This window comes from Algoriphagus pacificus, from assembly GCF_017254845.1.
In the GTDB taxonomy this organism is placed as follows: domain Bacteria; phylum Bacteroidota; class Bacteroidia; order Cytophagales; family Cyclobacteriaceae; genus Algoriphagus; species Algoriphagus pacificus.
On the sequence record NZ_JAFKCU010000001.1, the window covers coordinates 826,614 to 852,182 of the forward strand.

Annotated in this window: 24 protein-coding genes; 16 read left to right on the plus strand and 8 right to left on the minus strand. The window is 39.2% G+C overall.

Translation table 11 applies throughout. The features are described from left to right. Nucleotide 1: 1 nt before the first annotated feature. From J0A69_RS03545 to J0A69_RS03560, 4 genes are all read right to left on the minus strand, one after another. Nucleotides 2-583, minus strand: a complete 582-nt coding sequence (locus tag J0A69_RS03545; RefSeq protein WP_206585129.1) for a DUF4202 domain-containing protein — start codon at nt 581-583, stop codon at nt 2-4. An 11-nt stretch (nt 584-594) separates the two neighbouring features. Next, nucleotides 595-972, minus strand: a complete 378-nt coding sequence (gene nirD / locus J0A69_RS03550; protein ID WP_206585130.1) for a nitrite reductase small subunit NirD — start codon at nt 970-972, stop codon at nt 595-597. Nucleotides 973-977: 5 nt separating this feature from the next. Continuing rightward, nucleotides 978-3,485, minus strand: a complete 2,508-nt coding sequence (gene nirB / locus J0A69_RS03555) for a nitrite reductase large subunit NirB (RefSeq protein ID WP_206585131.1) — start codon at nt 3,483-3,485, stop codon at nt 978-980. Nucleotides 3,486-3,789: 304 nt separating this feature from the next. Continuing rightward, nucleotides 3,790-4,212, minus strand: coding sequence for a nucleoside-diphosphate kinase (locus tag J0A69_RS03560; protein ID WP_206585132.1), 423 nt, complete (start codon nt 4,210-4,212; stop codon nt 3,790-3,792). 188 nt (nt 4,213-4,400) lie between these two features. On the opposite strand from J0A69_RS03560, the gene J0A69_RS03565 reads away from it, so the two are divergent. From J0A69_RS03565 to J0A69_RS03580, 4 genes are read left to right on the plus strand one after another with little or no spacing between them, the layout of a single operon-like run. Next, a complete protein-coding gene (locus tag J0A69_RS03565; protein WP_206585133.1) occupies nt 4,401-5,435 on the plus strand; it encodes a DHH family phosphoesterase in 1,035 nt (344 codons plus the stop codon). A gap of 47 nt (nt 5,436-5,482) precedes the next feature. Further along, nucleotides 5,483-6,409, plus strand: coding sequence for an FKBP-type peptidyl-prolyl cis-trans isomerase (locus J0A69_RS03570; RefSeq protein ID WP_206585134.1), 927 nt, complete (start codon nt 5,483-5,485; stop codon nt 6,407-6,409). Between the two features lie 43 nt (nt 6,410-6,452). Next, on the plus strand, nt 6,453-7,010 hold the full coding sequence (locus J0A69_RS03575; protein WP_206585135.1) for an FKBP-type peptidyl-prolyl cis-trans isomerase: 558 nt from the start codon (nt 6,453-6,455) through the stop codon (nt 7,008-7,010). Further along, nucleotides 7,010-7,561 carry an FKBP-type peptidyl-prolyl cis-trans isomerase gene (locus tag J0A69_RS03580; RefSeq protein WP_206585136.1) on the plus strand — a complete coding sequence of 184 codons (552 nt, stop codon included), beginning with the start codon at nt 7,010-7,012 and terminating at the stop codon, nt 7,559-7,561. Before J0A69_RS03575 ends, J0A69_RS03580 begins: the two co-directional genes overlap by 1 nt. 8 nt (nt 7,562-7,569) lie before the next feature. Here the strand turns inward: J0A69_RS03580 and J0A69_RS03585 are convergent, their stop codons facing one another. After that, complete coding sequence (locus J0A69_RS03585) at nt 7,570-8,160, minus strand: methyltransferase family protein (RefSeq protein ID WP_206585137.1); 591 nt, start codon at nt 8,158-8,160, stop codon at nt 7,570-7,572. A 148-nt stretch (nt 8,161-8,308) separates the two neighbouring features. Here J0A69_RS03585 and J0A69_RS03590 point away from each other — a divergent pair, with 148 nt between their 5' ends. Together J0A69_RS03590 and deoC are read left to right on the plus strand one after the other, a co-directional pair. Then, complete coding sequence (locus J0A69_RS03590) at nt 8,309-9,514, plus strand: NAD(P)-dependent oxidoreductase (RefSeq protein WP_206585138.1); 1,206 nt, start codon at nt 8,309-8,311, stop codon at nt 9,512-9,514. A 9-nt stretch (nt 9,515-9,523) separates the two neighbouring features. Next, nucleotides 9,524-10,189 carry a deoxyribose-phosphate aldolase gene (deoC, locus tag J0A69_RS03595; protein WP_206585139.1) on the plus strand — a complete coding sequence of 222 codons (666 nt, stop codon included), beginning with the start codon at nt 9,524-9,526 and terminating at the stop codon, nt 10,187-10,189. On the opposite strand, the gene J0A69_RS03600 is transcribed toward deoC, so the two are convergent. Then, the gene (locus J0A69_RS03600) at nt 10,186-11,295 is read right to left on the minus strand and encodes a Na/Pi symporter (RefSeq protein ID WP_206585140.1); all 1,110 of its coding nucleotides are present in this window, start codon (nt 11,293-11,295) and stop codon (nt 10,186-10,188) included. The genes deoC and J0A69_RS03600 overlap by 4 nt on opposite strands. Before the next feature lie 231 nt (nt 11,296-11,526). Between J0A69_RS03600 and J0A69_RS03605 the strand changes: the two genes are divergently transcribed. The 4 genes from J0A69_RS03605 (at nt 11,527) to J0A69_RS03620 (ending at nt 16,461) form a co-directional block, all read left to right on the plus strand. After that, nucleotides 11,527-12,663, plus strand: coding sequence for a hypothetical protein (locus J0A69_RS03605; protein ID WP_206585141.1), 1,137 nt, complete (start codon nt 11,527-11,529; stop codon nt 12,661-12,663). A 36-nt stretch (nt 12,664-12,699) separates the two neighbouring features. Beyond that, nucleotides 12,700-13,116 (plus strand): nucleoside deaminase, encoded by a 417-nt coding sequence (locus J0A69_RS03610; protein WP_236032605.1) that lies wholly within the window; start codon nt 12,700-12,702, stop codon nt 13,114-13,116. A 103-nt stretch (nt 13,117-13,219) separates the two neighbouring features. Further along, entirely contained in the window at nt 13,220-13,825 is a 606-nt protein-coding gene (locus J0A69_RS03615) for a superoxide dismutase (protein ID WP_206585143.1), read from the plus strand. 206 nt (nt 13,826-14,031) lie between these two features. Beyond that, nucleotides 14,032-16,461, plus strand: coding sequence for an outer membrane beta-barrel family protein (locus tag J0A69_RS03620; protein WP_206585144.1), 2,430 nt, complete (start codon nt 14,032-14,034; stop codon nt 16,459-16,461). 42 nt (nt 16,462-16,503) lie between these two features. Here the strand turns inward: J0A69_RS03620 and J0A69_RS03625 are convergent, their stop codons facing one another. Further along, entirely contained in the window at nt 16,504-17,664 is a 1,161-nt protein-coding gene (locus J0A69_RS03625) for a hypothetical protein (protein ID WP_206585145.1), read from the minus strand. A 54-nt stretch (nt 17,665-17,718) separates the two neighbouring features. On the opposite strand from J0A69_RS03625, the gene J0A69_RS03630 reads away from it, so the two are divergent. Both J0A69_RS03630 and J0A69_RS03635 read left to right on the plus strand, forming a co-directional pair. Continuing rightward, a complete protein-coding gene (locus J0A69_RS03630) occupies nt 17,719-18,369 on the plus strand; it encodes a TatD family hydrolase (RefSeq protein WP_206585146.1) in 651 nt (216 codons plus the stop codon). After that, nucleotides 18,362-19,087: a tRNA threonylcarbamoyladenosine dehydratase gene (locus J0A69_RS03635; RefSeq protein WP_206585147.1), complete on the plus strand. Its 726-nt coding sequence runs from the start codon at nt 18,362-18,364 to the stop codon at nt 19,085-19,087. Before J0A69_RS03630 ends, J0A69_RS03635 begins: the two co-directional genes overlap by 8 nt. On the opposite strand, the gene J0A69_RS03640 is transcribed toward J0A69_RS03635, so the two are convergent. Continuing rightward, nucleotides 19,088-19,552 (minus strand): MaoC family dehydratase, encoded by a 465-nt coding sequence (locus tag J0A69_RS03640; protein ID WP_206585148.1) that lies wholly within the window; start codon nt 19,550-19,552, stop codon nt 19,088-19,090. A gap of 199 nt (nt 19,553-19,751) precedes the next feature. Between J0A69_RS03640 and J0A69_RS03645 the strand changes: the two genes are divergently transcribed. The 4 genes from J0A69_RS03645 to mtgA all read left to right on the plus strand — a co-directional run bounded on the left by J0A69_RS03645 (nt 19,752) and on the right by mtgA (nt 25,157). Continuing rightward, complete coding sequence (locus J0A69_RS03645; protein WP_206585149.1) at nt 19,752-21,605, plus strand: transglutaminase-like domain-containing protein; 1,854 nt, start codon at nt 19,752-19,754, stop codon at nt 21,603-21,605. A 4-nt stretch (nt 21,606-21,609) separates the two neighbouring features. Then, on the plus strand, nt 21,610-23,598 hold the full coding sequence (locus J0A69_RS03650; protein WP_206585150.1) for a DUF3857 domain-containing protein: 1,989 nt from the start codon (nt 21,610-21,612) through the stop codon (nt 23,596-23,598). A 65-nt stretch (nt 23,599-23,663) separates the two neighbouring features. Further along, a complete protein-coding gene (locus tag J0A69_RS03655; RefSeq protein WP_206585151.1) occupies nt 23,664-24,461 on the plus strand; it encodes a class I SAM-dependent methyltransferase in 798 nt (265 codons plus the stop codon). Continuing rightward, complete coding sequence (mtgA, locus tag J0A69_RS03660) at nt 24,462-25,157, plus strand: monofunctional biosynthetic peptidoglycan transglycosylase (protein WP_206585152.1); 696 nt, start codon at nt 24,462-24,464, stop codon at nt 25,155-25,157. It abuts the gene before it with no gap. Nucleotides 25,158-25,569: the final 412 nt, after the last annotated feature.

Consider the following 25,569-nt stretch of genomic DNA (forward strand, 5'->3'; position numbering starts at 1 on the left):
GTTAATCTAAAACTGCCTCTTTGATTAGGAGCAAGCTTTCTGGGGAATAGGAAAGTTGTAATGCGGCTTGATGGCCTTTTTCGGACATTTTGGTCCAAGTTTTTTTCACAATATCGATGACTTTGTCTTTTTCATGTTTCGCTGCAAATTCCTCAAAGTAATTTTCCAGAAAGACCAAACAGATGACATCCTCCAGCAATTGCGTTTCTGCATCTGTTTTTAATTGTTTTTTTCTGATCAGATGGGTCACCTTTTCAATGAATTTGGTATCGTAACCTACTTCTTCTAAAATCGCTGCAGTCAATTCTGCATGCATTTTTTTTAATTCTTCTCTCCATCGCAAATAGCCAACACGATCCATGGGATAACTGGATCTGGCAATTTTCCATCTACCAATGTGTTGTGCTCTCGCGGCAATTTTTAAATATTCAGGAGCATTTGGTTCAAAGGAATCCAGCTTATCGCTCATTCTTTTTGAATAAAGTAATTCTTTGGCTATCGGCTGCCCATCCAACTCTTCTTGGGTTGGATCTTCAGAGTTTATTGCATCGATTTTGGCAAGAGCCTGTCGAAAGAGATTCATGGTAAAATGGTTTAATCAGCAAAACCAATATATACAATTCCATCTTCTATTTTGACTGGGTAAGTGGCAATCCGGTATTCCTCTCCATTTAAATTACCGCCATCTTCCAGTGAAAAGGTCTTTTTATGCAAGGGACATGCGACTTTGGGAATGCCTGATGCATCGCCGATCATTCCTCGGGAAAGAACCATTTCCATTTTATGTGGACAAAGGTTTTGGCAGGCATACCAGCTGTCAGTTCTTTTGAAATAATAGACTGCTACCTGTTTTGATTTATACTTGATGCAGCCACCACCGTTTTCCGGGAAATCAACCGTATTTCCTACAGAGACCCAATTCAATACCTCTTGAACCTGGACAGTCTGATAATTTTTAAGTAGTTCTTCCATAGCAATTACCAAGGTTTTGGCATTTTTTGATCTCTCATCGGTACAAATACTAATTGATCATCGCTTTCGTCGCTGTTTACGAAGTGCTTGAATCTTTTCATCATTTCAGGATTATCGATGGCTTCTTTCCACTCGCAAGTGTATTTGCTGACCAAATCTTCCATTTCCCTTTCCAGTTCTTCCCCCATTCCTAGTGAATCGTCTACCACCACTTGTTTCAAATAGGCAATACCACCATCCAGCTTTTCCAACCAAGGTGCAGTTCGCATCAGTGGAGCGGCAGTTCGGATATAGTACATCAGGAAGCGGTCTAGGTATTTGATGCAGGTTTCGTCATCAAGCTGGGATGCGAGCAGAACCGCATGCTTCGGTGTTGCACCCCCGTTTCCACATACATATAAGTTCCAACCGCCCTCCACAGCTATGATTCCAAAATCTTTTCCTCTAGCTTCTGCACATTCCCGGATACATCCCGAAACGCCACCTTTTAATTTATGAGGCGACCTTAAGCCTTTATATCGCTCTTCGATCCGGATTGCAAAGCTCACCGAATCATGCATCCCATATCTGCACCAAGTAGAGCCCACACAGCTTTTGACTGTTCTAAGCGATTTGCCGTAGGCATGTCCACTTTCAAAGCCAGCTTCGATCAACTCATTCCAGATCAATGGCAACTCATGGAGTTGGGCACCGAAAAGATCTATCCTTTGTCCTCCGGTGATTTTGGTATAGAGGTCATATTTTTTGGCGACTTTACCGAGGACGACTAGTTTCTCTGGAGTAATCTCTCCCCCCGGTACCCGAGGGACGACTGAGTAGGTGCCATTTCTCTGAATATTTGCCAAAAAACGGTCGTTTGAATCCTGGATAGGAACTTGACGATTGGCCGTTTCCATAAAGATGCTGGCAAAAATGGATGCCATGACGGGTTTACAGATTTCGCAGCCATGACCATTGCCGTGTTTATCCAGAACTTCGTCAAAACCAGCGATTTTGTTCATTTTGATCAGGTCATAAAGCTCTTGTCGACTGTAATGGAAGTGCTCACAAACTGTTTCTTTCACTTCCTGTCCCATGGATTTCAGGGTTTCATTGACCAGGTCCACCACCATAGGTTTGCATCCGCCACAACAGCTGGATGCTTTGGTAGTTTTTATAACCTCTTTCAAATTGGTGCAAGCCCCACTTTTCAAAGCATCGCAAATTGTACCTTTGCTCACAGACTCACAGGAGCAGATCTGAGCCGAATCAGGCAGGTCTAGTGCAGAACCGAAAGAGCCACTTTCTCCCCCTCTTGCGCCTAAGATTAAATCCTCGACATTTTCCGGAAGCTTGATGGCATTGAGGTATAACTGGAAAAGGGAGTTGTAATCAGAGGCATCACCAACTAATATTCCTCCAAGCAGTCTGCTGCCGTCTTTGGTGATATTGATTCTTTTGTAAATTCCTTTTTGTTTGTTTTCATAGCGAATTGCTGTGACTTCTTCGCCTTCGATGAAAGGATCCCCAAAAGTTGCCACTTCAGTTCCGACTAGTTTCAGTTTGGTCGACATGTCGATGCTTGGACTCATCAATTTATTTCCACCGGTAATCTGGTCCAATGCTACCGTGGCCATTTCGTAGCCCGGAGCGACTAAGCCATAAATTCCATTATTATAGAGTGCAACTTCCCCGATTGCGTAGATAGCAGGATCAGAAGTTTGCATTTTATTATTTACTTCTACACCGCCACGGCTACCTGTCACCAAGCCTGCCTTCACAGCCAATTCATCCCTAGGTCTGATACCTGCAGAAATGACCAACATATCATAAGTATGGCATTCTCCATTGAAAAATTCAATTCCTGTCATGGAAGTTTTCCCGGTAATCAGTTTGGAATTTTTGCCCAGATGAACTTTGATTCCTAGTTCTTCAATTTTTGACTTGAGCAGATCGCTAGCCGATTGATCCAGTTGTCTTGGCATCAATCGTGGTGCAAATTCAATCACATGAGTCTCCATTCCCAATTCTTTGGTGGCGTTTGCGGCTTCAAGACCGAGAAGGCCGCCACCTAAAACGGCCGCTTTAAATTTCCCTTCTGCCTTCATTTTGAGGGCATAATTTTCAATTGCCTCTAAATCTTCGATGGTTCTATAGATAAAAACACCTGGTTTAGAAACGCCTTCCATAGGCGGAATAAAAGGAGAAGAGCCTGTTGCCAACACTAAATAATCATAATGAAAAGCCTCTCCTTTATGAGTTAGGACCAGTTTTGAAGTAGAATTGATTTCAGAAATCATTTCTGAGGTCCGAAGCTGGATGTTGTTTTCTTCATACCAAGCTCTCGGAGCCAATAGAAGTGGTTGGTCGGATTTTAAAGAAAAATAGTCACTTAGGTGAACTCTGTCATAGGCTGGTCTTGCCTCTTCTCCAAAAACTAGAATTTCAAATTGATCACGGGAGGGGTGAGCTGCAAGTTTTTCGCAAAACTTATATCCTACCATGCCATTGCCTACGATGATTATCTTTTGCATATCTACGTAATTTAAACTCAAATATAAGTATAAATACGTAATTACAAATGAAAAATGAAAAATTTACGTAATCAATATACGTATTGATATCTAAATTAATTCACTCTAGTTGCTATTGTAAGTGGTTTGGGGTATTTATGAATACCTAGGTCCTTTTTCAAAAAGCCGAGTCTACATTAAGTAATTGGGTAAAATGATCCTTGATTACACTTGAAAAAATTGGAAGTAGATAAATCCGGCTTGACTAAAATCAAAAAAAGCACCCCGAAAGAGGTGCTTTTAGCAATGATTGGGTAATGAAATATTATCCGATTCTCTCGAATTGAGAGAAGAAGAAAGATCCTTCGATCTCTGCATTTTCGTCAGAGTCAGATCCGTGTACTGCATTGGCTTCGATAGACTTAGCAAAGATCTTTCTGATAGTACCTTCAGCAGCATTTGCTGGGTTAGTAGCACCGATTAGATTTCTGTAATCTTCCACTGCGTTGTCTTTTTCTAGGATCGCTGCGATGATCGGTCCAGAAGACATATAAGTACAAAGATCCGCGTAGAAAGGTCTTTCCTTGTGTACTTCGTAGAATTTTCCAGCGATAGCTGGTGTCAATTGGGTAGCTTTCATTGCCACGATTTTGAAACCTGCCTCTTCGATCATTTTAAGGATTGCTCCTGTGTTGCCGGCTTCGAAAGCATCTGGCTTAATCATGGTAAATGTTCTGTTTGCTGCCATGTGTTATCTTTTTTACATTGGTTCAATTCGGCCGCAAAAATAGGTGATTTAAATCCATCTTCCGAGTATTCTAAACTATTTATCCCATATGATGTTAATTTTCAGGTAAATGCACAAGTTGGGATTTGTCAAAAAATTATTGACCTTTGCGACCTACTTAGAGCCAATAGTGCCGCTAATTTTATAAAATGGAAGCATTAGCCTCATTTAAGAAAGAAATTTCATCCCCCAAAAAAATATTCATTACCACTCATGTGAAGCCCGATGCGGACGCATTAGGTTCCTCTTTGGGTCTTGCTAACTACTTGATCAAAAAGGGACATGAGGTAAGCGTGGTGACTCCTTCTGACTATCCTTCTTTCCTGAATTGGATGAAAGGAAACGATGATGTACTGGATTTTAGCAAACCTGATCACCAGGAAATTGCCACAAAAAAACTGGAAGAAGCAGATATTATCTTTTGCCTGGACTTCTCTGTACTCAACAGAGTCAATGAGCTGGGAGAGATGATCCGTGGATCCAAAGCCTTTGTGGTCAACATTGATCATCATCAGGATCCGGAAGATTTTGCAGATTTTGAATACTCCAGTACCAAAGCGGCAGCGACATGCGAGTTGGTTTATGAGTTGATTGATGAACTGGGAGATAAAGAACTGATCGATAAAGATATCGCGGAGTGCCTCTATGCAGGTATCATGACAGATACTGGGGGATTTAGACATCCTAATACCACTAAAAACGTGCATTTGGTGGTGGCTGAACTGATTGACCTTGGGGCTAATAGTTCACAAATCGCTAACTGGATTTATGATTCCAATTCAGTAAACCGGTTGAAGTTTATCGGCTTTGCGATCAGCAGAAGATTAATCGTCAGAGAAGATCTACACACTGCGTATTTTGCCATCAGCAAAAAAGATCTTAAAAAATATCAAAGCCAGACGGGAGATACAGAAGGTTTGGTCAATTATGCTTTATCTTTGGATGGCATAAAATTGGCTGCTTTGTTTTCTGAGCGTGAAGATGGCATCAAGATCTCTTTCAGGTCATCCAGTGAAGTGGCTGTAAATAAGTTTGCTGCCAAGTACTTCAATGGAGGAGGTCATAAGAATGCTTCAGGAGGTAAGTCTACGCTGGGGTTAAAAGAAACTGTTGAGCATTTCGAGGCATTAGTCGAAGCAAATCAGGAGGAACTTTTCCCTGTTGAGACAATTGGAGCTGATTAAGCCCTAAAAACCACCCCTACAATACCTTGAAAATTCACTTAAACTTTATGAAAAACAACAAAGGCCTTTTGGCTATTCTCGTACTTGTACTTGGCGCGTCAATCATTTCTTCATGCCAGAAGAAAAAAGTAACTGAAAAAGACGGAATCGAGTATGCATTTATTAAAGAAGGAAAAGAGAAAGCACCGAATGGTGAGTATCTTCTTTACAACTTGGTGATTACAACAGGAAGTGATTCTGTGATTTATTCTACAGTTGATCAACCTTTTCCAGGGTATTTGATGGCGAATGATACCATCACTCCTACCAATGGTATGGATGAGATTTTCCTGAACCTTAGACAAGGTGACAGCATTGCTTTTGAATCTACTGCGAAAATTATTTTCGGAGATAATTTCCCTCCATTCCTTCAGCCGGAAGACGTGGTAAAAGTTCGTTTGGGAGCATTTGAAATCATGGATCAGACTGAAATCGAAGCATTCTTTAACCAGACAATGGAAGCCGAAGAGGTAAAAAGAGCTGAGAGAGCCAAAGAATTGGTGGTCGAGGAAGCAAAAACTATTGAAGCTTATGTTGCGGAAAAGGGTTTAACTGCGAATAAGACTGAAAGCGGTCTTTATTATGTAATCGAAGAAGAAGGAACAGGCGATGCCATCACTCCAGGAACTACCATGTATGTAGACTATGCTGGATACCTATTGGACGGAACTTTGTTTGATACTTCTATCGAGAGTCTAGCAAAAGAAAACAATGTTTACAATGCACAAAGAGAATATACTCCTCTTCCTGTAAATGTTGGAATGGGCCAGGTAATTCCAGGATGGGATGAAGGTTTGTTGCTATTGAAAAATGGTTCTAAAGCTAAGTTCTTGATTCCTTCTCCACTTGCGTATGGCGAAAATGGTGCTGGAGGCTTGATCGGTCCCAACGCTATTCTTGTTTTTGACGTAGAGGTGAAAGATGTTCAGAAATAATTCCGCTGAGAATTAGAACACATATTTAAACTTTACCAACACAATGAAAATTAATCTTTATTCAGTTTTTACCCTCCTTCTTGGATCTGTGGTTTTGTTTTCCTGTATAGATGAACAGGAGACTTCAGAGGCTATTTTTCAGGAAGACAAAGCGGCAATCGAGAATTATCTTGATACGGCATCTATTGTAAATGTCAAAGAATATTCCGAAGAAGCAGCTGCCTATTATGTGATATGGCAAGAACTTTCGAATAGTAAGGATTCAGTTTTTGTTGGAGATACTGTTCAAGTCCATTACACAGGAAAATTCTTGAGTGGAAAAGTATTTGATACCAGCATTGAGTCTGTGGCGAAAGCAAACGGTCTGTATAATGCCAATTACAATTACTTGCCACTTTCCTTTAAGACGGGATCAGGATACGTACTTCCTGCTTTCGAATTTGGAATCAACTTGATGGAAGTTGGTGATAAAGCCACGATTATTTTGCCTTCAGAACTTGGGTATGGAAGAACCGGTCAAGGACCTGTCCCTGCAAATACTCCTTTGGTATTTGAAGTTGAGCTAATGGGTATTAAACCTGGACCTAGAGATAATAATTAATGAAATACTTATTTAATTTCCTTTTAATTGGAGTGTTTGCGGCGATGATCGCCTGTGAACCAAATAACCCTTTCGATACAGGACCTGTTTACGATGTAGATGGAAATCTGGCAATTGATTCAGTAAAGATCGCGGCTTATTTAGATACTGCTCAAATAGATAGTATTTATAGAATCCATGATCCAAGTGGTGTTGTTATCATCGTACAAGAAGAGGGAGAAGGGTCCAGACCAACTGGAGGAAATATAGTAAGAACAGACTATACAGGTTTGTTGATGTCTGATGGGTCTATTTTCGATACCAATAATGAGATTATCGCAAGACAAAACGACCTGTATGTTGAAGGAAGGACTTACAACTTATTCAGTTTCGTAGTAGGAGCTGGAAATGTAATTACTGGCTGGGATATAGCATACCGTAGAATGAGACCAGGTACAAAAGCCAGGTTGATTATTCCATCGCCTTATGGGTATCGTGATTCGGAATCGAATAGTAGGATACCTGCAAACTCAGTTTTAATGTTTGATGTAAACTTCAGAGGAATAGATTAAAAGAGGGCTTAGGCCCTCTTTTTTTTGAATAAAGCCGGAAAGAGCATGGGGACTTTTGACTGGTATTTTTCATAGTTAGCCCCAAATAGTTCCCTGAGATTTTGTTCCTCAAAATAGATCCCAAAAGGAAGGTAAACGACCAAGCAAGCAAAATGAATCAAGGCTGTGAGCTGGGCAGAAACCATGAAATACCCCAAAAAGATCATCAGTAATCCTAGATACAAGGGATGTCTGCAATAGGAATAAAGTCCATCCGTCACCAAGCTTGTCTCTTCAGGTTCTGGGTTGATACCGATAAATTCTTTTAACCGAATCTGCTTGCTGGATTTCACACTGATGATCGTTCCAAATGCAGCTAACACATAGCCTAGATAGGTAAGGATTGGTACAGGGTTTAGTATTTTTTGACTGGGAATAAGAATGGAATGAAGCATGATCCCAAGAAAAAAAATTGTTGAGAAAAAAGAATAGGCGAGTCTATACCATTTAAATCGATCTCCCAATTTTGCTTTTAGAATTCTTTTTAACTTGGTAGAAGCAAAAAGACTGTGGAGGATGTAAAAGACAGTCCAATAGCCGACCAGAAGCAAATAATCCATTTGTAAGTTTGAATACCCAATAACCTAATTTTTATGAAACCAAGCATTGCCAAAAAGCAACACTCTGACATGATTATCAATATTGCGAGATTCTCCCGAAACAATATCGGGACAAGCTTTTTGACCATTGAAAAACAATATTAATCTCATGAAAATCGGAATAATCCGCGAAGGAAAAAACCCACCCGATCGTCGGACCCCTTTTACACCAAGGCAATTGAAGCAAATCCAAAGTGAATTTGCCGACAAAATTTCCTTTCAGGTTCAATCGAGCCCACACCGGTGCTTTACTGATCAGGAGTATTCGGATGAGGGAATTGAGATAGTAGAAGAACTTTCAGCTTGTGATATAATTTTTGGGGTAAAAGAAATTCCTATAAACCAGCTCCTTGAAGGCAAAACCTATTTCTTTTTCTCACATACGATGAAGAAGCAGCCTTATAATAGAGCTTTACTTCAGGCCATTTTGGCTAAAAATATCAGACTGCTAGATTACGAAGTACTGAAGGATTCCAATGGAAAAAGAGTAGTAGCTTTTGGCAGATGGGCAGGGATCGTTGGGGCATACAATGGTTTTTGGACTTATGGGCAGAAGACTGATTTATTTGATATCAAAAGAGCTTATCAATGTTTTGATAGAAAAGAGTTGGAATCGGAATTGAAAAAGGTGCAGCTTCCCCCGATCAAAATCGTTCTCACTGGATCCGGGAGAGTCGGAAAAGGAGCTATGGAAATCATGCATGCGCTTGGAATCAAGCAAGTCAGTACTCAGGAATTTTTACATCAATATTTTGATGATCCGGTTTATGTGATGTTGAGTTCTTCCGATTTCAATCGAAGAAAATCAGATGGAGGATTCGACAAGCAGGAATTTTATACTAATCCTGAATTGTATGAAAGCCATTTTCTCAAATTTGCGGAAGAAGGAGAAATTTTGATTTCTACGCATTATTGGGATCCGGATGCTCCAAAGTTGTTCAAGTTGGAAGAAATCAATAATCCTGACTTTATGATTTCTGTCATCGCGGATGTATCCTGTGATGTACACGGCTCAGTGCCTACCACTTTGAAGACGACCAATATTCTGGAACCTGTTTTTGATGTGGAGCGGGAAACAGGGGAGATCATTCCGGCATTTGGAAGTCAGAATAGTATTTCTGTAATGGCAATTGATAATCTTCCCTGCGAGCTTCCTCGAGAGGCAAGCACTGATTTCGGGAATCAACTTATAGAATGGGTCATCCCTGAATTGCTCAAAGATTACTCTCCTATTTTGGAAGGGGCAACCATTGCAAGAGAAGGAGATTTGACTGTAGAATTTATTTATTTGACTGATTTCGTCAACGGCGACTAATTCACTGTAATGAAAAACTTTTCCAGATTTTTAGAATCAACGCTACTGAAAGCAACTATGACTGATCAGGAGGTGAATCAACTGATCAAAGATGCTATTGAGGAGCAGTTTGTGGGAATATGCATTCCTCCTTTTTGGGTAAAAAAGGTAAAGCGCGAGCTAAAAGAAGAAGATATTCAGGTAGTCACTGTAATTGGCTTTCCTTTTGGCTATACAGATACTGCCAGTAAAGTTTTTGAAACCCGGGAAGCAATCAAGCAAGGTGCTGATGAATTGGATTTAGTTTGGTCACAGACGGCCTTTCATTCAGGGATGAACTGGCCAAAAACCGAAATAGCTCAGATTTCCAAAATCTGCCATGAGGAAGAAAGGATTTTGAAGGTAATTATCGAAACTGCCAATCTCAATCCAAGTCAAATCAAAGAGGCTTGTCTGATCTGCCAAGATGCCGGAGCTGATTATGTGAAAACATCAACTGGCTTTGCATCAAGAGGAGCGAGTGTGGAGGATATTCAGCTGATGAGAGAATCCTTGGCATCCCATGTAGGCATCAAGGCCTCTGGCGGGATAAAAACCCTGGATTTTGCGCTAGACTTAATCAAAGCAGGAGCAGACCGGATCGGAACCAGTTCTGCTAAAGGCTTGATGGATGAATGGAGAGCAAGATTTGCTTAACTGTTGCTGAAATAGATCAACAGGAAAGGAATAATAAAGAAGGTCAACAAAATGTAAGCAAAACCGATGAATCGGGTTTGCACTGATTTTTGACCCATGAAAGTGGCCATTCTCACAGGAATATTCCGGATAACCGGGAATGGAATAAAGATCATGGCCCCAAAAAAGTTGAAAAGAAAGTGCACGATTGCTAAAGCTATGGCAGCTTCGGTTTTATAAAATGCTGCAATGGCAGCGGTAATGGTGGTACCTATATTGGCACCGATAATAAATGGAAAAGATTTTTTCAGGGATACTTTTCTGTTTGCCACCAAAGGAACAACAAGAGAAGTTGTCACCGTACTAGACTGCACAGCTGCTGTGAAAAACATCCCATAAATCAAAGCCATGTAAGTATTCTTGAATATCAGATTGTTAATATCCTTGAAACTCTCCAGAATGAAAGCTTTATACACAGATGAGGAAAGCATCTTAATCGCTCCGAAAACCATGAAAATAGCCAAAACCAGCGTAAGAAATGGAATTTGTATGGTATCAGAAATCCATTCCGTCAGAGGCCTGGTGAAAACCTTATTGTAATCGAAGGAGCCAGAATAGCTTTCATCGGTTACAAATAAAGAAGCCAGCAGATGTGCTGTTTTTGACAGAAACTGGAAATAGACTTCAAGTGGCAATAGGATGAATACCGTTATGATATTGAATAAATCGTGTAGAATCCCCGCTGAAATCGCCCTTTTGAATTCTTTCTTTTTCATGATATAAGAAAAAGATACCAAGGTTGATGTCAGCGTTGTTCCGATATTGGCTCCCATGACCATAGGGACAGCCTGTTCCAAACTCATATTACCAGCGGCTACAATTGCCACAATGCTCGAGGTCACCGTCGAACTGCTCTGGATCAAAGCAGTCATCAACAAACCGATAAAAAGACTTACAAAGGGATTTCTCGTGGCCTTAAGAATATCAGAGGCAACAGTATTGTTCAATTGACCCATTGCCACGGTGAGCAAGTCAATCGAAAAAATGAATAAAATGATGGCCAAAAGCATCATTAGATAGCTTCTGGTTTTATTTGCTACAGGTTTTTCCTGATCATATAATTCCATCCCGGGCAATTAATTATACTTGTGCCTGCTTTAATATCTTCTTTCACTAACTTGGTGAAAGTTGGTGAGAATCCAAATTTTCATTAAAATAATTGGCAAAAGTTGAAATTTTTTTGCGAATTGCAAGAGAATTTAGGTTCAATAGAAAAGAAATCGCCCTTACTTAACAATTTCTTAACACACTCGGAAAATTATCTTCCTTAATTTTGTGCCGAATTAGAAAAACAAGACATGGCCAAGGCTAAAAAGAATCTCGACCAGAATATTAACCAAGAGAAATTAAGTAAGAGTGCCTACTCGATATTTGATTTCGCAAAAAAAGAGAAACAATTTCTACTTGGAATCTGTATTCTGATTTCCATTGCAGGACTAATTCTTCCATATACTTATGCAGCCATGTGGTTTGGTTTTGCTTTGGCAGCCTACTCCGCTATTGCAAACGACAGTATTCAGACAATCGGTACATTCATCGCATCCAATCAATCCAAAAAATGGTATTGGCTTTGGTTGTTTATGGGTTTGATTTTCGTAGGCACAGTTACGTATAGCTGGTTTACATTTGGAGGAGATGTGAGTTATGAGCGTCTGACCACAAAAGGCCTGGATAAAGCTCCGGAAAGCTTTGTATTCTTACAATTAGCTGCACCGATCGTCCTTTTAATCATGACGAGAATGAGAATGCCGGTTTCGACCACCTTTTTGCTTCTTAATGTTTTCACTTATAGCGCCGGAACGATTGTCGATGTAATGAAAAAAAGTTTTGTAGGATACCTACTTGCTTTTGGTATTGCGATCGTAGTCTGGTTTTTACTGGAAAAATTTGTTCAGAATTATCTTAAAGGAAAGCCAAAACCATATTGGATGGTTCTTCAGTGGATTACCTCTGGTACACTTTGGGCGGTTTGGATTATGCAGGATGCTGCAAACATCGCAGTATTTTTACCGAGACAGCTGAACGTTTATGAATTCGTTGCCTATGCAGGTTTTGTGTTTTTAGGACTTGGGTTTTTGTTTTATCTCAAAGGAGACAAAATCCAGTCTATTGTGAATGAGAAATCAAATGTAACAGACGTTAGAGCTGCTACCATTGTGGATTTCGTCTACGCAATCATCTTATTCTACTTCAAGATTCATAGTAAAGTACCAATGAGTACGACTTGGGTTTTCATCGGATTACTGGGAGGTCGTGAATTGGCGATTGCCTTAGGGAAAGCAGGAAAGCCTGAAAAGAGAAGAGAATGGGTTGCCAGAGCTTATCATTTGGCAAAAAATGATGTGGTAAAGGCATTTATCGGATTGCTGGTTTCATTGCTCCTTGCCGTAATCATCAATGAAGGAATCCGCAATGAAATAATGGCCTACTTCTAAGAATTAGAATTGGAATTATACATACACGAATATTTTATGAACGAGGCCTTCAAACAGGCCAAGACAGCTTTCGATACCGGTGAAATTCCGGTAGGCGCTGTCATCGTTTCTAAAAATACAATTATAGCCAAAGCCTATAACCAGACTGAAATGCTGAATGATGTGACTGCCCATGCAGAAATGCTGGCAATCACATCTGCTGCAAATTATCTTGGTGCCAAATACCTCAACGATTGTCGGCTTTATGTGACTTTAGAGCCATGCACCATGTGTGGAGGTGCACTTTTTTGGTCCCAAATCGGAGAAGTGCATTATGCTGCCAAGGATCCTAAAAGAGGCTATAATCAATGCAATCCTTCCATTTTACATCCCAAAACAAAGGTTTTTCAGGGGCCAATGGCTCAAGAAGCTGAGCAACTTCTACTTGAGTTCTTCAAAAAATTAAGAAATTGAAATTCATTTCGCTTTCAGGGAATTTTTTTTCTTTTCTACCAGTTCCTTAGACAGATTATTTCAAAGAATTAATTTTAATCGTTTAACCTTAAATTTTAACAATATGGCTTTTGAACTTCCTTCATTACCTTATGCATACGATGCATTAGAACCCAACATTGATGCTAGAACAATGGAAATCCATTACTCTAAGCACCACAATGGATATGTAACCAACTTAAACAATGCAATTGCAGGTACAGACCTAGAAGGTAAATCTCTGGAAGAACTTCTAAAAATTGCAGGTTCCAATACAGCTGTTAGAAATAACGGAGGTGGACATTTCAACCACTCACTTTTCTGGTCTATACTTTCTCCAAATGGTGGAGGTGCTCCTACAGGAGATTTGGCTGCTGCAATTGATGCCAAATTCGGATCATTTGATGCTTTCAAAGAGACTTTCAACAAAGCTGCTGCTACTAGATTTGGTTCTGGATGGGCTTGGCTTTGCGTAGATACTAAAAAAGAACTTTGCGTTTGCTCTTCTCCAAATCAGGACAATCCAATGATGGATGTTGCTGAGTGCCCAGGTACTCCAATCCTAGGTTTGGACGTGTGGGAACACGCTTATTACCTAAACTACCAAAACAGAAGACCTGATTATATTTCAGCGTTCTGGAATGTGGTAAACTGGGAAGAAGTAAGTAAGCGTTACGCTGCTGCGAAATAAGAAATAGCACTCCCTATCTAAATCCCTGTCAGCAACGACAGGGATTTTTTTTGTATAAAAGTGATCGATTAAGTGTTCACTTTTGAAACAGTGAGATTGGAATGATTTTTAAAAAGCTTCCTCAGAAGCGTATTTAAGCACTTTTTAGCTTGTTGGCATTTTGTTTTCATAAGGTGGCATAATTCAACACACATATTTCTATTGAAATGAAAACTACCAACTTACTTTTTCTATCACTCTTCGTTTATCTGCTGGGGCTAAGTAATCTAGCCGCAAAAGATTTCAGCAAGATCTCAGGTAAGATCCTGGATCAAAACGGTGAATCTGTTCCTTATGCAAACGTGGCATTGATTGCCGTCCAAGATGGACATCTTGTGGATGGAGCCGTTTCGGATGAGAACGGGTTCTTTCTAGTGGAAACTACCAAAACCGGCGAGGTGAAAGTAGTGGTCACTTCCATTGGTTTTAAATCTTTTGAATCTGAAGCCTTTTCCCTAAAAGCGGGATTGGTGAAAGAATTGGGAGAAGTCCAGCTTCTGGATGAAGCCACTGGACTAGATGAGGTCACTGTCCGATCCACCCGACCTGAAATCATCATTGAGCCTGATAAGACAGTGGTCAATGTGGAAGGTACTGTGATGGCAGAAGGTTCTACCGCTTTAGATGTCATTGGAAGATCTCCAGGCATCTATGTAGACCAAGATGGGATCATCAACCTGAATGGTCGTACCGGAGCTGTAGTCATGATCAATGATCGTCAGACGTACATGAGCGCTACCGACCTAGCCAACTTCCTCAGAGCCATGCCAGCAGATAACATCAAAAGCATTGAGGTGATCAACAATCCATCAGCAAGATTTGATGCCGAAGGTTCTGCCGGTGTGATCAATATCAAATTGAAAAAGAATACCGTTGATGGAATGTTTGGAAATGTGCAAGCGGGAGGACAGTACAATGGCTATTGGGCACCGATTGCGGGAGTTTCTTTGAATGTGAAGAAAGGCAAATGGTCTACCAATGCTGATTTGAATTACAATCACAACGCCAACTTGAATGAATTGGATATCGAGAGAAATTTCGATGTCACTGAAGGAGTTTCCAACTTTATGCAGGAGACTAGAATCAGACAGAGAAACAAAAACCTATTCTTCAATGGTGCTGCGAATTACGAGATCAATCAGAATCATAATATTGGATTGAATATCCAAGCTTCTGATTTCAACAACACGACTACAAACCCATCTTTGACTGAGATTTCTACACCAGGGATTGCAGAAAAGACCTTCTTGGATTCTTACAATGATTCCCAGGGTGATGGAAACCGATTCTTTGGTAACCTTCACTACGGAGGAAACCTAGATACGCTAGGTACCAAACTGACTTCAGATATTGATTTTACCCGAATGAATTCCGGAAGCGAATCTTTGCTGACAACTGAAAGCTGGACTGGCATGAATCAGGCAAACGGAACCATGAGCAGACTGAATACAGTGAATGATATGTACTATAATATTTTCACTGCGAAAGTTGATTTGGTGAAGCCATTATGGAAAGGAACCTTGGAAACTGGATTGAAAGGGTCTTGGGTAAAATCTGATAATAATCTTGATTTAACCAGATCTGAGGAAGACGGTCCGTTTGAGCCGGATCCGAATAGCAACCATTTCATTTACCATGAAAATGTATTGGCAGGATATGTTTCTTACAAAGGGAAAATATCTGAGAAATTAAGCTACCAAGCTGGTTTGAGAGGTGAGCATTCTGATATCGAAGGTAATTCAGTGACCTTGGATCAGATCAATAAGCAAAACTATTTCAACTTGTTTCCAAGTGCATTCTTACAGCATAAAGTAAGTGATAACTATCAGATCGTTTACAATGCTAATAGAAGAATCACCAGACCGAATTACAGATTGTTGAATCCATTTGTGTATTACATCGATAGATTGACGACTGAGCGTGGAAATCCTAATTTGAAACCTCAGTACTCCAATAACTTTGAAATGAACCATGTGATCAAAGGCATGTACCAGTTCACTTTGGGATATAGCGAAACGACTGATGCTTTTATGCAGGTTTTCATCCAGGATGATGAGGAGAGAACAACGACTACCTACACTGATAACTTTGACAAAACAAGAAATGCAAACTTCAGAGCTATGGTGCCGGTGCAGATCAGAGAATGGTGGGGAACTTCCAATATGCTTCAGGTAAACTATAACAGATTCAGATCACAGATTGGAGATGATTTATTGGATGTAGGACAAACTTCCTTCATGGTGCGTTCTCAGCATAATGTCAATCTTCCAAAAGGATTCAAACTGGAAGTTGTAGGAATGTATTTGGGACCACAGATTTGGGGTCAAGGAGTTATCGAAGGATTCGGATGGGTTGACGCGGGTGTGACCAAAACCATCATGAAAGATAAGCTGACTATTGCGGTAAACGGAACGGATTTGTTCAGAACTCAGGTGATCAATGCAGCAGTGGATTTTGCTGATATCGATACTTCTTTCAGACAATACAGAAGCAATCAGGGCGTGAGGTTTACCCTACGCTACAGATTCGCTAAAGGTGAAAGCTTCAGAGTAAACAAGAGCTCTGGAAGTTCCGAAGAACGAGATAGATTGAATTAAATATAAAATCCTCCCAGATTCTGGGAGGATTTATTTTTTAAATTATTGGATTCCAACTTGATAAATTTTGGCAAAGTCCTCTTCAACCTCCGGGTTAGGCTTTGCAAAAAACCATAGACTCCCATCCCTGCTTACAAAGACATTGTCAAATTCCTCAGGGGACTCCAGATCAGCTAATTGCTTTCCATCCAAATCTAAAATGAGGTAATGGGTTTTGTATTTTTTGTTAACCCGTTCATTAAAAGCTTGCCATTCGTCCTCTGACTTTTGCTCTTTTGCCAATGCAGCATCCATCTCATCGTATCCAGTCAGGTATGACACAACTAGGTAATTCTGGACTTTCGCCATTTTTAAAATGTTTCCAAAGCTGGGATCGTACGAAATAGCTCGGGGATCCGCTAATTTGGGGTCTTCCCCAGGATTTAACTTGTAATCGTTGACAATCAAAGGAACTCTGGCAATTCGTGTGTAGGGAGAATCAACCTGATAGATATTCAAAAATGGATCCGTTCCGCTGATCACATATAATTTTTCATCGATGACCTCAAACTTTGGAGAAAGGGTAGTCGGTTCATGCGACATGTTATTTTGAAAAATACTTTCTGCCTCCAGATTTAAAAACTGCTCAAAATTCCCTGTAGCTGTGTCAGCCCAAACCAGTTGGAGAAAGTTGTCATAAAACTCCGGTTGTGTTTTGTTATACTCTGATCTAGCGATTACACCAGCTAACAGCATTTGATCGTCAACGAATTGGATTTCTTGAAGCGCATCCATTCTTCCAGAAAATGGAAGGACCTTATCATTTGGAATTCGTTTACTTGAGATAAGAGTTCCCTCTTGATCGTATTCAAAAACCCCTCTCGATGAGACAATCTGGATATTTCCATTTTCTTTGAATTTACCAGCTGCCATAGGGAAAGAGCCAAAACCATCGGGAGCATCTCTGTCTTTGCTGAATTCGCTGATCACCTTCCCTTCAAAATCCGAAATAACAAATTTCATTGCCTGCGAATCAAAAAGTAAAACCTTCTGAAGTGTCGGATTTACATCCATCAGCTTTGGTAAACCGATATAATCCACTTGGATGGAGTCTTTTTTTACAAATGCGAACGATTCATTTTCTTTGAGATCTTCCTGTTCAGTAGATTTACTGCAGGAGAAAAATATTGCGGCTAAAGCAAAAAGTAGAGTTAACTTTTTCATGTTGTCTAAATTTTAAATCATAATATAGATTATTTAGTTAAAGTTAAAAACCCAATGAACCTATTTGATATTCATACCCATTCCACTTCGAATAAATTTGCAATTTTTAACTTAGAAATAGATTTCCCAGTTGAGTCTATCAGCTATTTTTCAACCGGTCTTCATCCTTGGAATTTGGAAGTAAATTGGCAGGAACACTTACCCAAATTGCAGGCACTTGCCAAAGATGAGAGATGCATGGCAATTGGGGAGGCAGGTTTTGATAGAATTTGGGGGCCTGATAATTATGTGCAAAAGGAAGCATTTTCGGCGCAAGCGAAATTGGCCTTGGAGACTGGAATTCCTTTGATTTTACACTTGGTAAAAGCCCATGACATGTTGCTGGAATATTTCAAAAATGAAGAAAAAACTCCAACCATTATCTGCCATGGATTTAACCTAAAACCTCATCTTGCAGAGCAGTTATTACAATTTCCAGTTTGCTTTTCTTTTGGCAAAGCTCTGAAACAGGAGGGTTCAAATGCAGCTGCTTGGCTTAAAAAATGCCCTGCTGATCGATATTTTTTTGAAACTGACGATTCTGACCTTTCAATTGATTCCATTTTTAATGCTGCTTCCGTAATTTTGGACCGACCTGTAGAAGAGCTTTCTAATCAGGTTATATCAAACTGGAATAGGATTTCAAAAAGGAAGATTTATGAGTGAGTTTGCCTGGCTAAGCCGGACCGAACTGATAACAGGCCGTGAGGGACTGGAAAAGTTAGCGAAAAAACATGTACTGGTAGTGGGTCTTGGCGGTGTAGGATCTTTTGCTGCCGAATTTATCTGCAGAGCCGGAATCGGTGAAATGACGATTATAGATGGGGATATTGTAGACATCACTAATTGCAATAGACAATTGCCCGCGACGCAGAAAAATGTGGGTGAATCCAAAGCAGCTTGGATGGAAGAGAGACTTACTTCCATCAATCCCAACCTGAAAGTAAATACCATAAAACAGTTTTTGGATCCGGGCGATATGACCCAGCTTTTGGAGTCAAACCATTTTGATTATGTGGTGGATTGCATTGACAGTTTTACTCCAAAATTGCATTTGATCGATGGAGCTTACAAAAGAGGATTCCCGCTGGTCAGCTCCATGGGTGCAGGAGGTAAAGTCGATCCAACTCAAGTCAAAGTAGTGGATATAGCGGATACCTATGCCTGTAAACTTGCCAAAATGGTCAGAAAAAGATTGAAGAAGAAAAACATCAAAACCGGGTTTAAAGCGGTCTTTTCCTCTGAGTTGATGATCAAAGAAAGCATGATGATGACCGATGGAAGCAACTTCAAAAAATCTGCTTACGGGACAATGTCATTTCTTCCAGCAGCATTTGGCTGTGCCTGTGCCGCAACCGTGGTCAACGACCTGCTGGCATCCTGATTAATTAAAGTGATAAAGGAATACTAATACACCGGTGAAAGCCGGTTTTTTTTGATCCTTGATTTCCAGTTTCACTGAAACCTCAGCTTTTACGGTTCCTCTGAGATTGACTACCGACTTGAGACTGGCCACCAATCTCACCTGATCAGTTACCAACACTGGATGAGCGAATCTGAAATTTTCAATTCCATAATTAATCATCATTTTCAGATTGTTCACTTTTAGGATTTGCTCCCAAAGGTGAGGGACTATACTGAGTGTCAAATAACCATGTGCAATGGTATTTCCAAAGGAACCTTGAGTTTTTGCTTTTTCTGGTTCTGTGTGGATCCATTGATGATCATAGGTCGCATCTGCGAATAAATTGATCTGTTTTTGAGTGATTTGGAAATATTCTGAGGCTCCAAGCTCCTGACCATTATACTTTTCAAAATCTTCGAAACTACCAATTTCTATTGCGCTCATTTAATTTATTATTTCGTAAAAAACCAAAATAGGGAAGTTTTATTGGGAATTACAAGGAGAAATACCTTAAACGCATGACAACAATTTGAACAATAACTTCAAAAGTTTTAATGTGATTTCTCCTAAAAAATTATTTTTTCAAAATCTTTAGGTTTTATCAAACTAATATCTACTTTCGGCCAAAATATCGACCCTTTATATGGTAAATTCTCTTATCGTTGTGTTACTTTTTTTTGGGATTATTTCCCATCATGACACAATTGATAAAAAGCTAGAAATACCCCACTATTCCATTTTAAAGGAAAAGACAATCTATTCGCTTAATGAGGATTATGGATATTCTATAATAATTGAAAAACAAATTAAAGTCCTAAGTAAGGAGGGTTTGGACCATGCCTTCACCTCTTTACCCTATGATAAATTTGTAGAGATTAAGGATTTTTATTTACAGGTTATAGACCCGAAAACAGGGAAGACTTTAGAAAAAGCCAGGATGCGGGATATGTCAGATGTTGCTATAGTTTCGAATACCTCCATTTTTGAAGATAATCGACGTAAATACTACCGGGTAAAAACTGAACAATTCCCAGTTGAGGTTATTATTCGTTCAGAGTCTTATCATAAGACCAATTATTTTTTTCCAGAATGGATTCCTGTTAATTATTTATATCAAAAAGTAGAAGAGTCCAAGCTTGAATTGATATATCCTGAATCTGGAGGTATCCGATACAAGGAGCTAAACCTACTGGGGAAAAAAGAAAAGGAAGAGCTTTCCGATGGATTTACTAAAATCTCATGGACAGAAAGAGATCTTCCCATTTTGGGCAGTGGGTTTGAAATCAAAAATGTTCATCGTGTATTAATCGCGCCGAGGGAGTTTTCTATGGAGGGGCATCTGGGAATTATGAATGATTGGGCTGGATTTGCAGCATGGCAATTTGATATCAATAAAGGAAGGGGAGAATTGCCTGAATCCTATAAAAAACAAATTTTACAATTAGTCGATGGAGTGGATGATTTGTACAAAAAAGTTTCAATCCTGTATTCGCATCTCCAGCAAAATTACCGCTATGTGAGTATTCAGCTAGGAATTGGTGGCTGGCAAACAATGACGGCAGAAGATGTTATCAAGTATTCTTATGGAGATTGTAAGGGCTTAACCAATTTGATGAAAAGTATGCTAGAGGTAGTTGGAATACCATCCTATTATACCCTTGTATTGGCTGGTGAAGGAAAAAGTGAGATGCAAGTGGACTTTCCCAGTAATCAATTTAATCATGTTATTCTTCAAGTCCCAACTGAGGCAAGTCCTATTTGGTTAGAATGTACTTCTAACTTGTTGCCAGCAGGATATTTGGGAGAATTCACAAAAGGTAGAGATGTATTAGTGACTCAAGATGGAGGAGGTTACATCACTCAAACTCCAGCATACAACTCTAATGAATGGAATAAAATAACAAGTAAGAATAGAATTGAGATTGATCATCAAGGCAATGCTACCCTCTATTCATTGAGAGAGATGAAAGGGAATTTGGTTGAAGAAATTCTTTATTTGCAAACCTATAAGGATATCCGTGAGCAGAAAGACTTTTTTAATGAAAATTTGCCGATCAAAGGTCTAATTGTAGAAGATTATCTATTGAATGTTGAAAATAGAGACTCTATTCCAGTTTCAAGACTGGAACTAAAAGGTCATATTTCCAGATTTGCTCAGTCTACTGCCAAAAGGCTGCTTCTAAAGCCATTCTTTGAGAAAATTACAGAGCATATGGTAGATAATTTGCGTTTGGATATGGAAGAGATCTATGAGATCTCATTGCCATCTGGAGTAGTTCCTGAGTTAGAAAACATGGATTTTCATATAACTGAGCCTGATTTTGATATTCAGATTTCCCACAAGCTCAATGAAGGGAAATTAGAAGTAAATCGATCAATAAAATTTTTCATGAAGGAGGAGTTGAATGAGGACGCCAAGCAGGATTTTTTAAAAAGAATCAATGAAACAACCCAGAAAAGCTATTTTTTCAATAAGAGCAATTCTTTAACCAATTAGGACTATGAAATTACGCTTTTTACCAGTCCTTTTTTTAATCAACCTTGGAACTGTGTTTGGACACATGGTGAAAAAGATGGTTTTCATACTCGTATTTGTAGCAATTGGGATTCAAAAGCTTTCAGCTCAAATTCAATTTGGTCAATATTCTGAGGAAGAATTGTCATTGACACAGGTCTCTTTTGAGCCGGATGCACGGATAGTGACTTTATGGGAAGAAGCCAATAGCTACTTTATGGTTACTGGCCTTCATACGAATTATCACTTTAGATATAAAGTATTAGATGATAATGTAGATAATTTTGGAGATATTATCATTCCATTTTATCGTGGAAAATCCCTAGTAGAGGATATAGGCAAGGTAGAAGCACAGGTGTCTTATATTGAAAATGGCCAACGTACCTCTAGGCTATTGACCAAAGAAAATATTAAAGAAGTAAACATTGGGAATGGTCAATTTGAAATTCGATTGATCTTTCCCAATGTAAAAAAAGGGAGTATAATTGAGTATAAGTACAGAAAAATTGATCACCAATATGGGATTTTGGAAGGATGGAGTTTCCAAGGTACCTACCCCGCTTTGGTGAGTAAGTATACTTTTAAGGCTCCTGACTTTTTCCAATATCAAATGATCCAGCAGGGCAAAAAGGTAGCAGAAGTTGCCTTAATTTCTCCTAAAAAGAATCTTTTTTCTTGGGAAAGGAGGAATGTACCTTCGTTGCCTAATGAACCATATGTCGGAAATTATATAAACTTTGAAGAGCGGGTAGATGGGTACCTTTATTCTAGTGAATATGTGAATCCTGACAAACTGGAAGAGTCTGACATGGTCTATGCCACTTGGAATCAATTGGCAAATCGCTGGTTAGAAATTGATGAAGTAGATAGCTATACTCACGCTGACCCAGAAACCATCCCCGGATTTCCAAGCCTGAAATTGGATTCCCTTTCCAAATTGGATCAGGCAAAAACTATTTTCGAATACGTATCCAACAATATCGAATTAATAAGGTCCTCTTGGCTAGAACCATTTTATTCTATTAATGGGCTTCTTCAGAAGAAAGAAGGGAATTCTATTGACAAAAACTTAATGCTGACCTATTTGCTCCGAAGGCAAGGAATAGCTGCGGACATGGTCTTGATCAATGATAGATTCAGAGGGAGAAGTCAATTAATTGAGGTGCCATTTATCAATCAGTTTCTATCAGCCATTGTAAAAGCTAAAATTGAGGACAAAGATTATTTGTTGGATGCTAGTGATTCGATCACTCCATTTGGGCTTTTGTCACACAATAAACTTGTCGAAAGGGGATTTATTCTGGAAAAAGATCATGGTCGATTAGAAGCGCTCCAGCATCAATTCCGATCAGGAAGTATCCAAAATATCAATTTGGAATGGAATGACTCAACTGGATTTGTATACAAAAATCAAATTAAACTTTTTGATCATGAGGCATTAAAATTTGGGAAGTTATTAGAAGGCCTGAAAGCTGATGAGGAGGTTTGGAAAAAGGATACGCGAATCGAATATGGGGAAATTGAAAATTTCTCGGTGGTTGATGAACTTTCTACTAAAAGGAGTATTTCGATAAGCTTTAATTCTAAATTACCTTCTGAAGAATCCAACATGATTGTTGTTATGCCTTTTCAGTATTCTGAATATTTAACAAATCCATTTATTCAGCAATCTAGGGTTCTGCCTGTAGAATATGAATTCCCAGCTTTTGAAAATATCAATGCGACAATTCCCATTCCAGAGGGTTATGTTGTGGATGATTATCCCGAACCCATGACTTTGACCATCCCATCTAAGAAAGTTAAGTTTACTTATCAGTCGATTTTGGGAGAAAAGGAGCTTAAATTTTCTTCGAGGATAGAGCTGTCTGCATTTACTTTTTCTGCTTCTGAGTATCAAGACTTGAAGTTTATCATGGAATCTATTTCGGTCCAGCTTAATTCACCGATTACTTTGCGGAAAGTTATTAATCCTTGAAATGCCTCACATTTTAAGACGTCGACATTTTTGTCCCTTTTTTTGTGATAATTTTGAAAGAAAAAATGACATCATACATCCATGGTTATGTACCAGAAGAGCAGGAAAGGCTTTTGGATCAAGCAGGAGTTTTGGCTCCCTTGATTTATCCAGCTATTGATTTTCATGGTTGTAAGCATATTCTGGAAATTGGAAGTGGTGTAGGAGCACAGACACAGGTGCTTTTATCCCTTTTTCGGGATATGAAGATTACTTGTGTTGATGCTGTAGAAAGCCAAATAGAAAAAGCCAAAAGTAATCTTTCAGGAAATGATTCCAGGCTTTCCTTTTTAGTGCAGGATGCGAGGAATTTGGATTTGCCAAGGAAATTCGATGGAGCATTCCTATGCTGGGTTTTAGAACATATTCCAAACCCTCAGCTCGTATTGGAAAGCCTAATTAAGAGCCTACAACCAGGGGCAAAAATTTGGATAACGGAGGTTTTCAATAGCTCATTTTATTTTCAGCCCGCACTGAGTGGATTGACTAATTATTATGAAAAGTATAACAGCTTTCATAAGTCTTTAGACGGAGATCCAGATATCGGCGCAAAGCTAGGGAATATGTTGTCTAAAGCCGGTTTTAAGGAAATTACATTGAGTCACGGTGGATTTCATCTATCGCAACATGATCCTGAATCTCTCAATAAGATCATAAAGTACTGGAAAGGTCTAATGAAGAGTGGAGCAGCAGCCATGATTTCATCAAATTGGATCACCGAAGAAGAAGTGAATGCCATGGAAAAAGATTTGGATCAAATAGCTTCCGATGAAAATGCGGTTTTTTATTATCAATTTGTACAGGCAAACGCAACAGTATTTTAAATGAAATTACTCAAGAGGATTTGGAGGTTTATTTGGAAAACCGCGATGTGGTTTTTAATCCTTTCAGTAGGCCTGACATTGGTTTATAGATTTGTTCCTGTGCCCGTTACACCTTTGATGGTTATTCGTCTTGTGGAGCAAATGATTGATTCAGAAAAGAAAGTCAGGTTATCCAAAGACTGGGTTCCGATGTCTGAAATATCCAAAAATGCCCCTCAGGCAGTATATGCTTCTGAAGATCAAAAATTCTTGGATCACAATGGATTTGATTTTGAAGCGATGCAGAAGGCATGGGAAGGGAATAAAAAAGGTAAAAGAATCAAAGGTGCGAGTACTATTACCCAACAGACTGTAAAAAATGTATTCCTTTGGCCTGATAGAAGTTATATTCGAAAAGGTCTGGAGGCCTACTTCACTGTTTTGGTAGAAGTATTATGGCCAAAAGAAAGAATCATGGAAGTTTATCTAAACGTGATAGAGATGGGGCCTGGGATTTATGGAATTGAAGCGGCTGCACAGAATTATTACAATAAACCAGCTGTCAAATTGAACCGTAGTGAGGCGGCTATGATTGCAGCGGTGCTACCTAATCCGAATCGTTGGAACCCTAAAAAACCTACTCCCTACATCTTGGGTCGCCAAGCATGGATTCTTAGACAAATGAACAACTTGGCTCCTTTGGGCTACGGAAATTGAGTTTCCGATTTTTGTACTAGTGCTGTTAAAATTATATTTTTTTGAGGTAATATTTTCTTTAGCTAAGAACAGGAATTTCCTTGCAATAATTTTAAACTTCTAGAAGGAATTCGATTTTTAAAAGCACAAAATTTTATTCTATTTTTTGTCATTCCCGACGGAAATAAAAGTGGATTTTTGAGAAATGTCCGAAGATGAGAATTGACGAAAAATAGGCGTTGAGAGGCTGTATTTGAGGATTATTAATTGCAAGAAAAATTTATCCACATTTTCAATTATTTATCCACACTTTTCCACATTGAATATATAATTAACTATAAATCAATTGATTATAGGTTAAAATTACAAGTCAATTTTGTGGATAAAAGAAGCTAACTTTCAAAAAGTGTTTTATTTTGGACGCTGGAAAAGT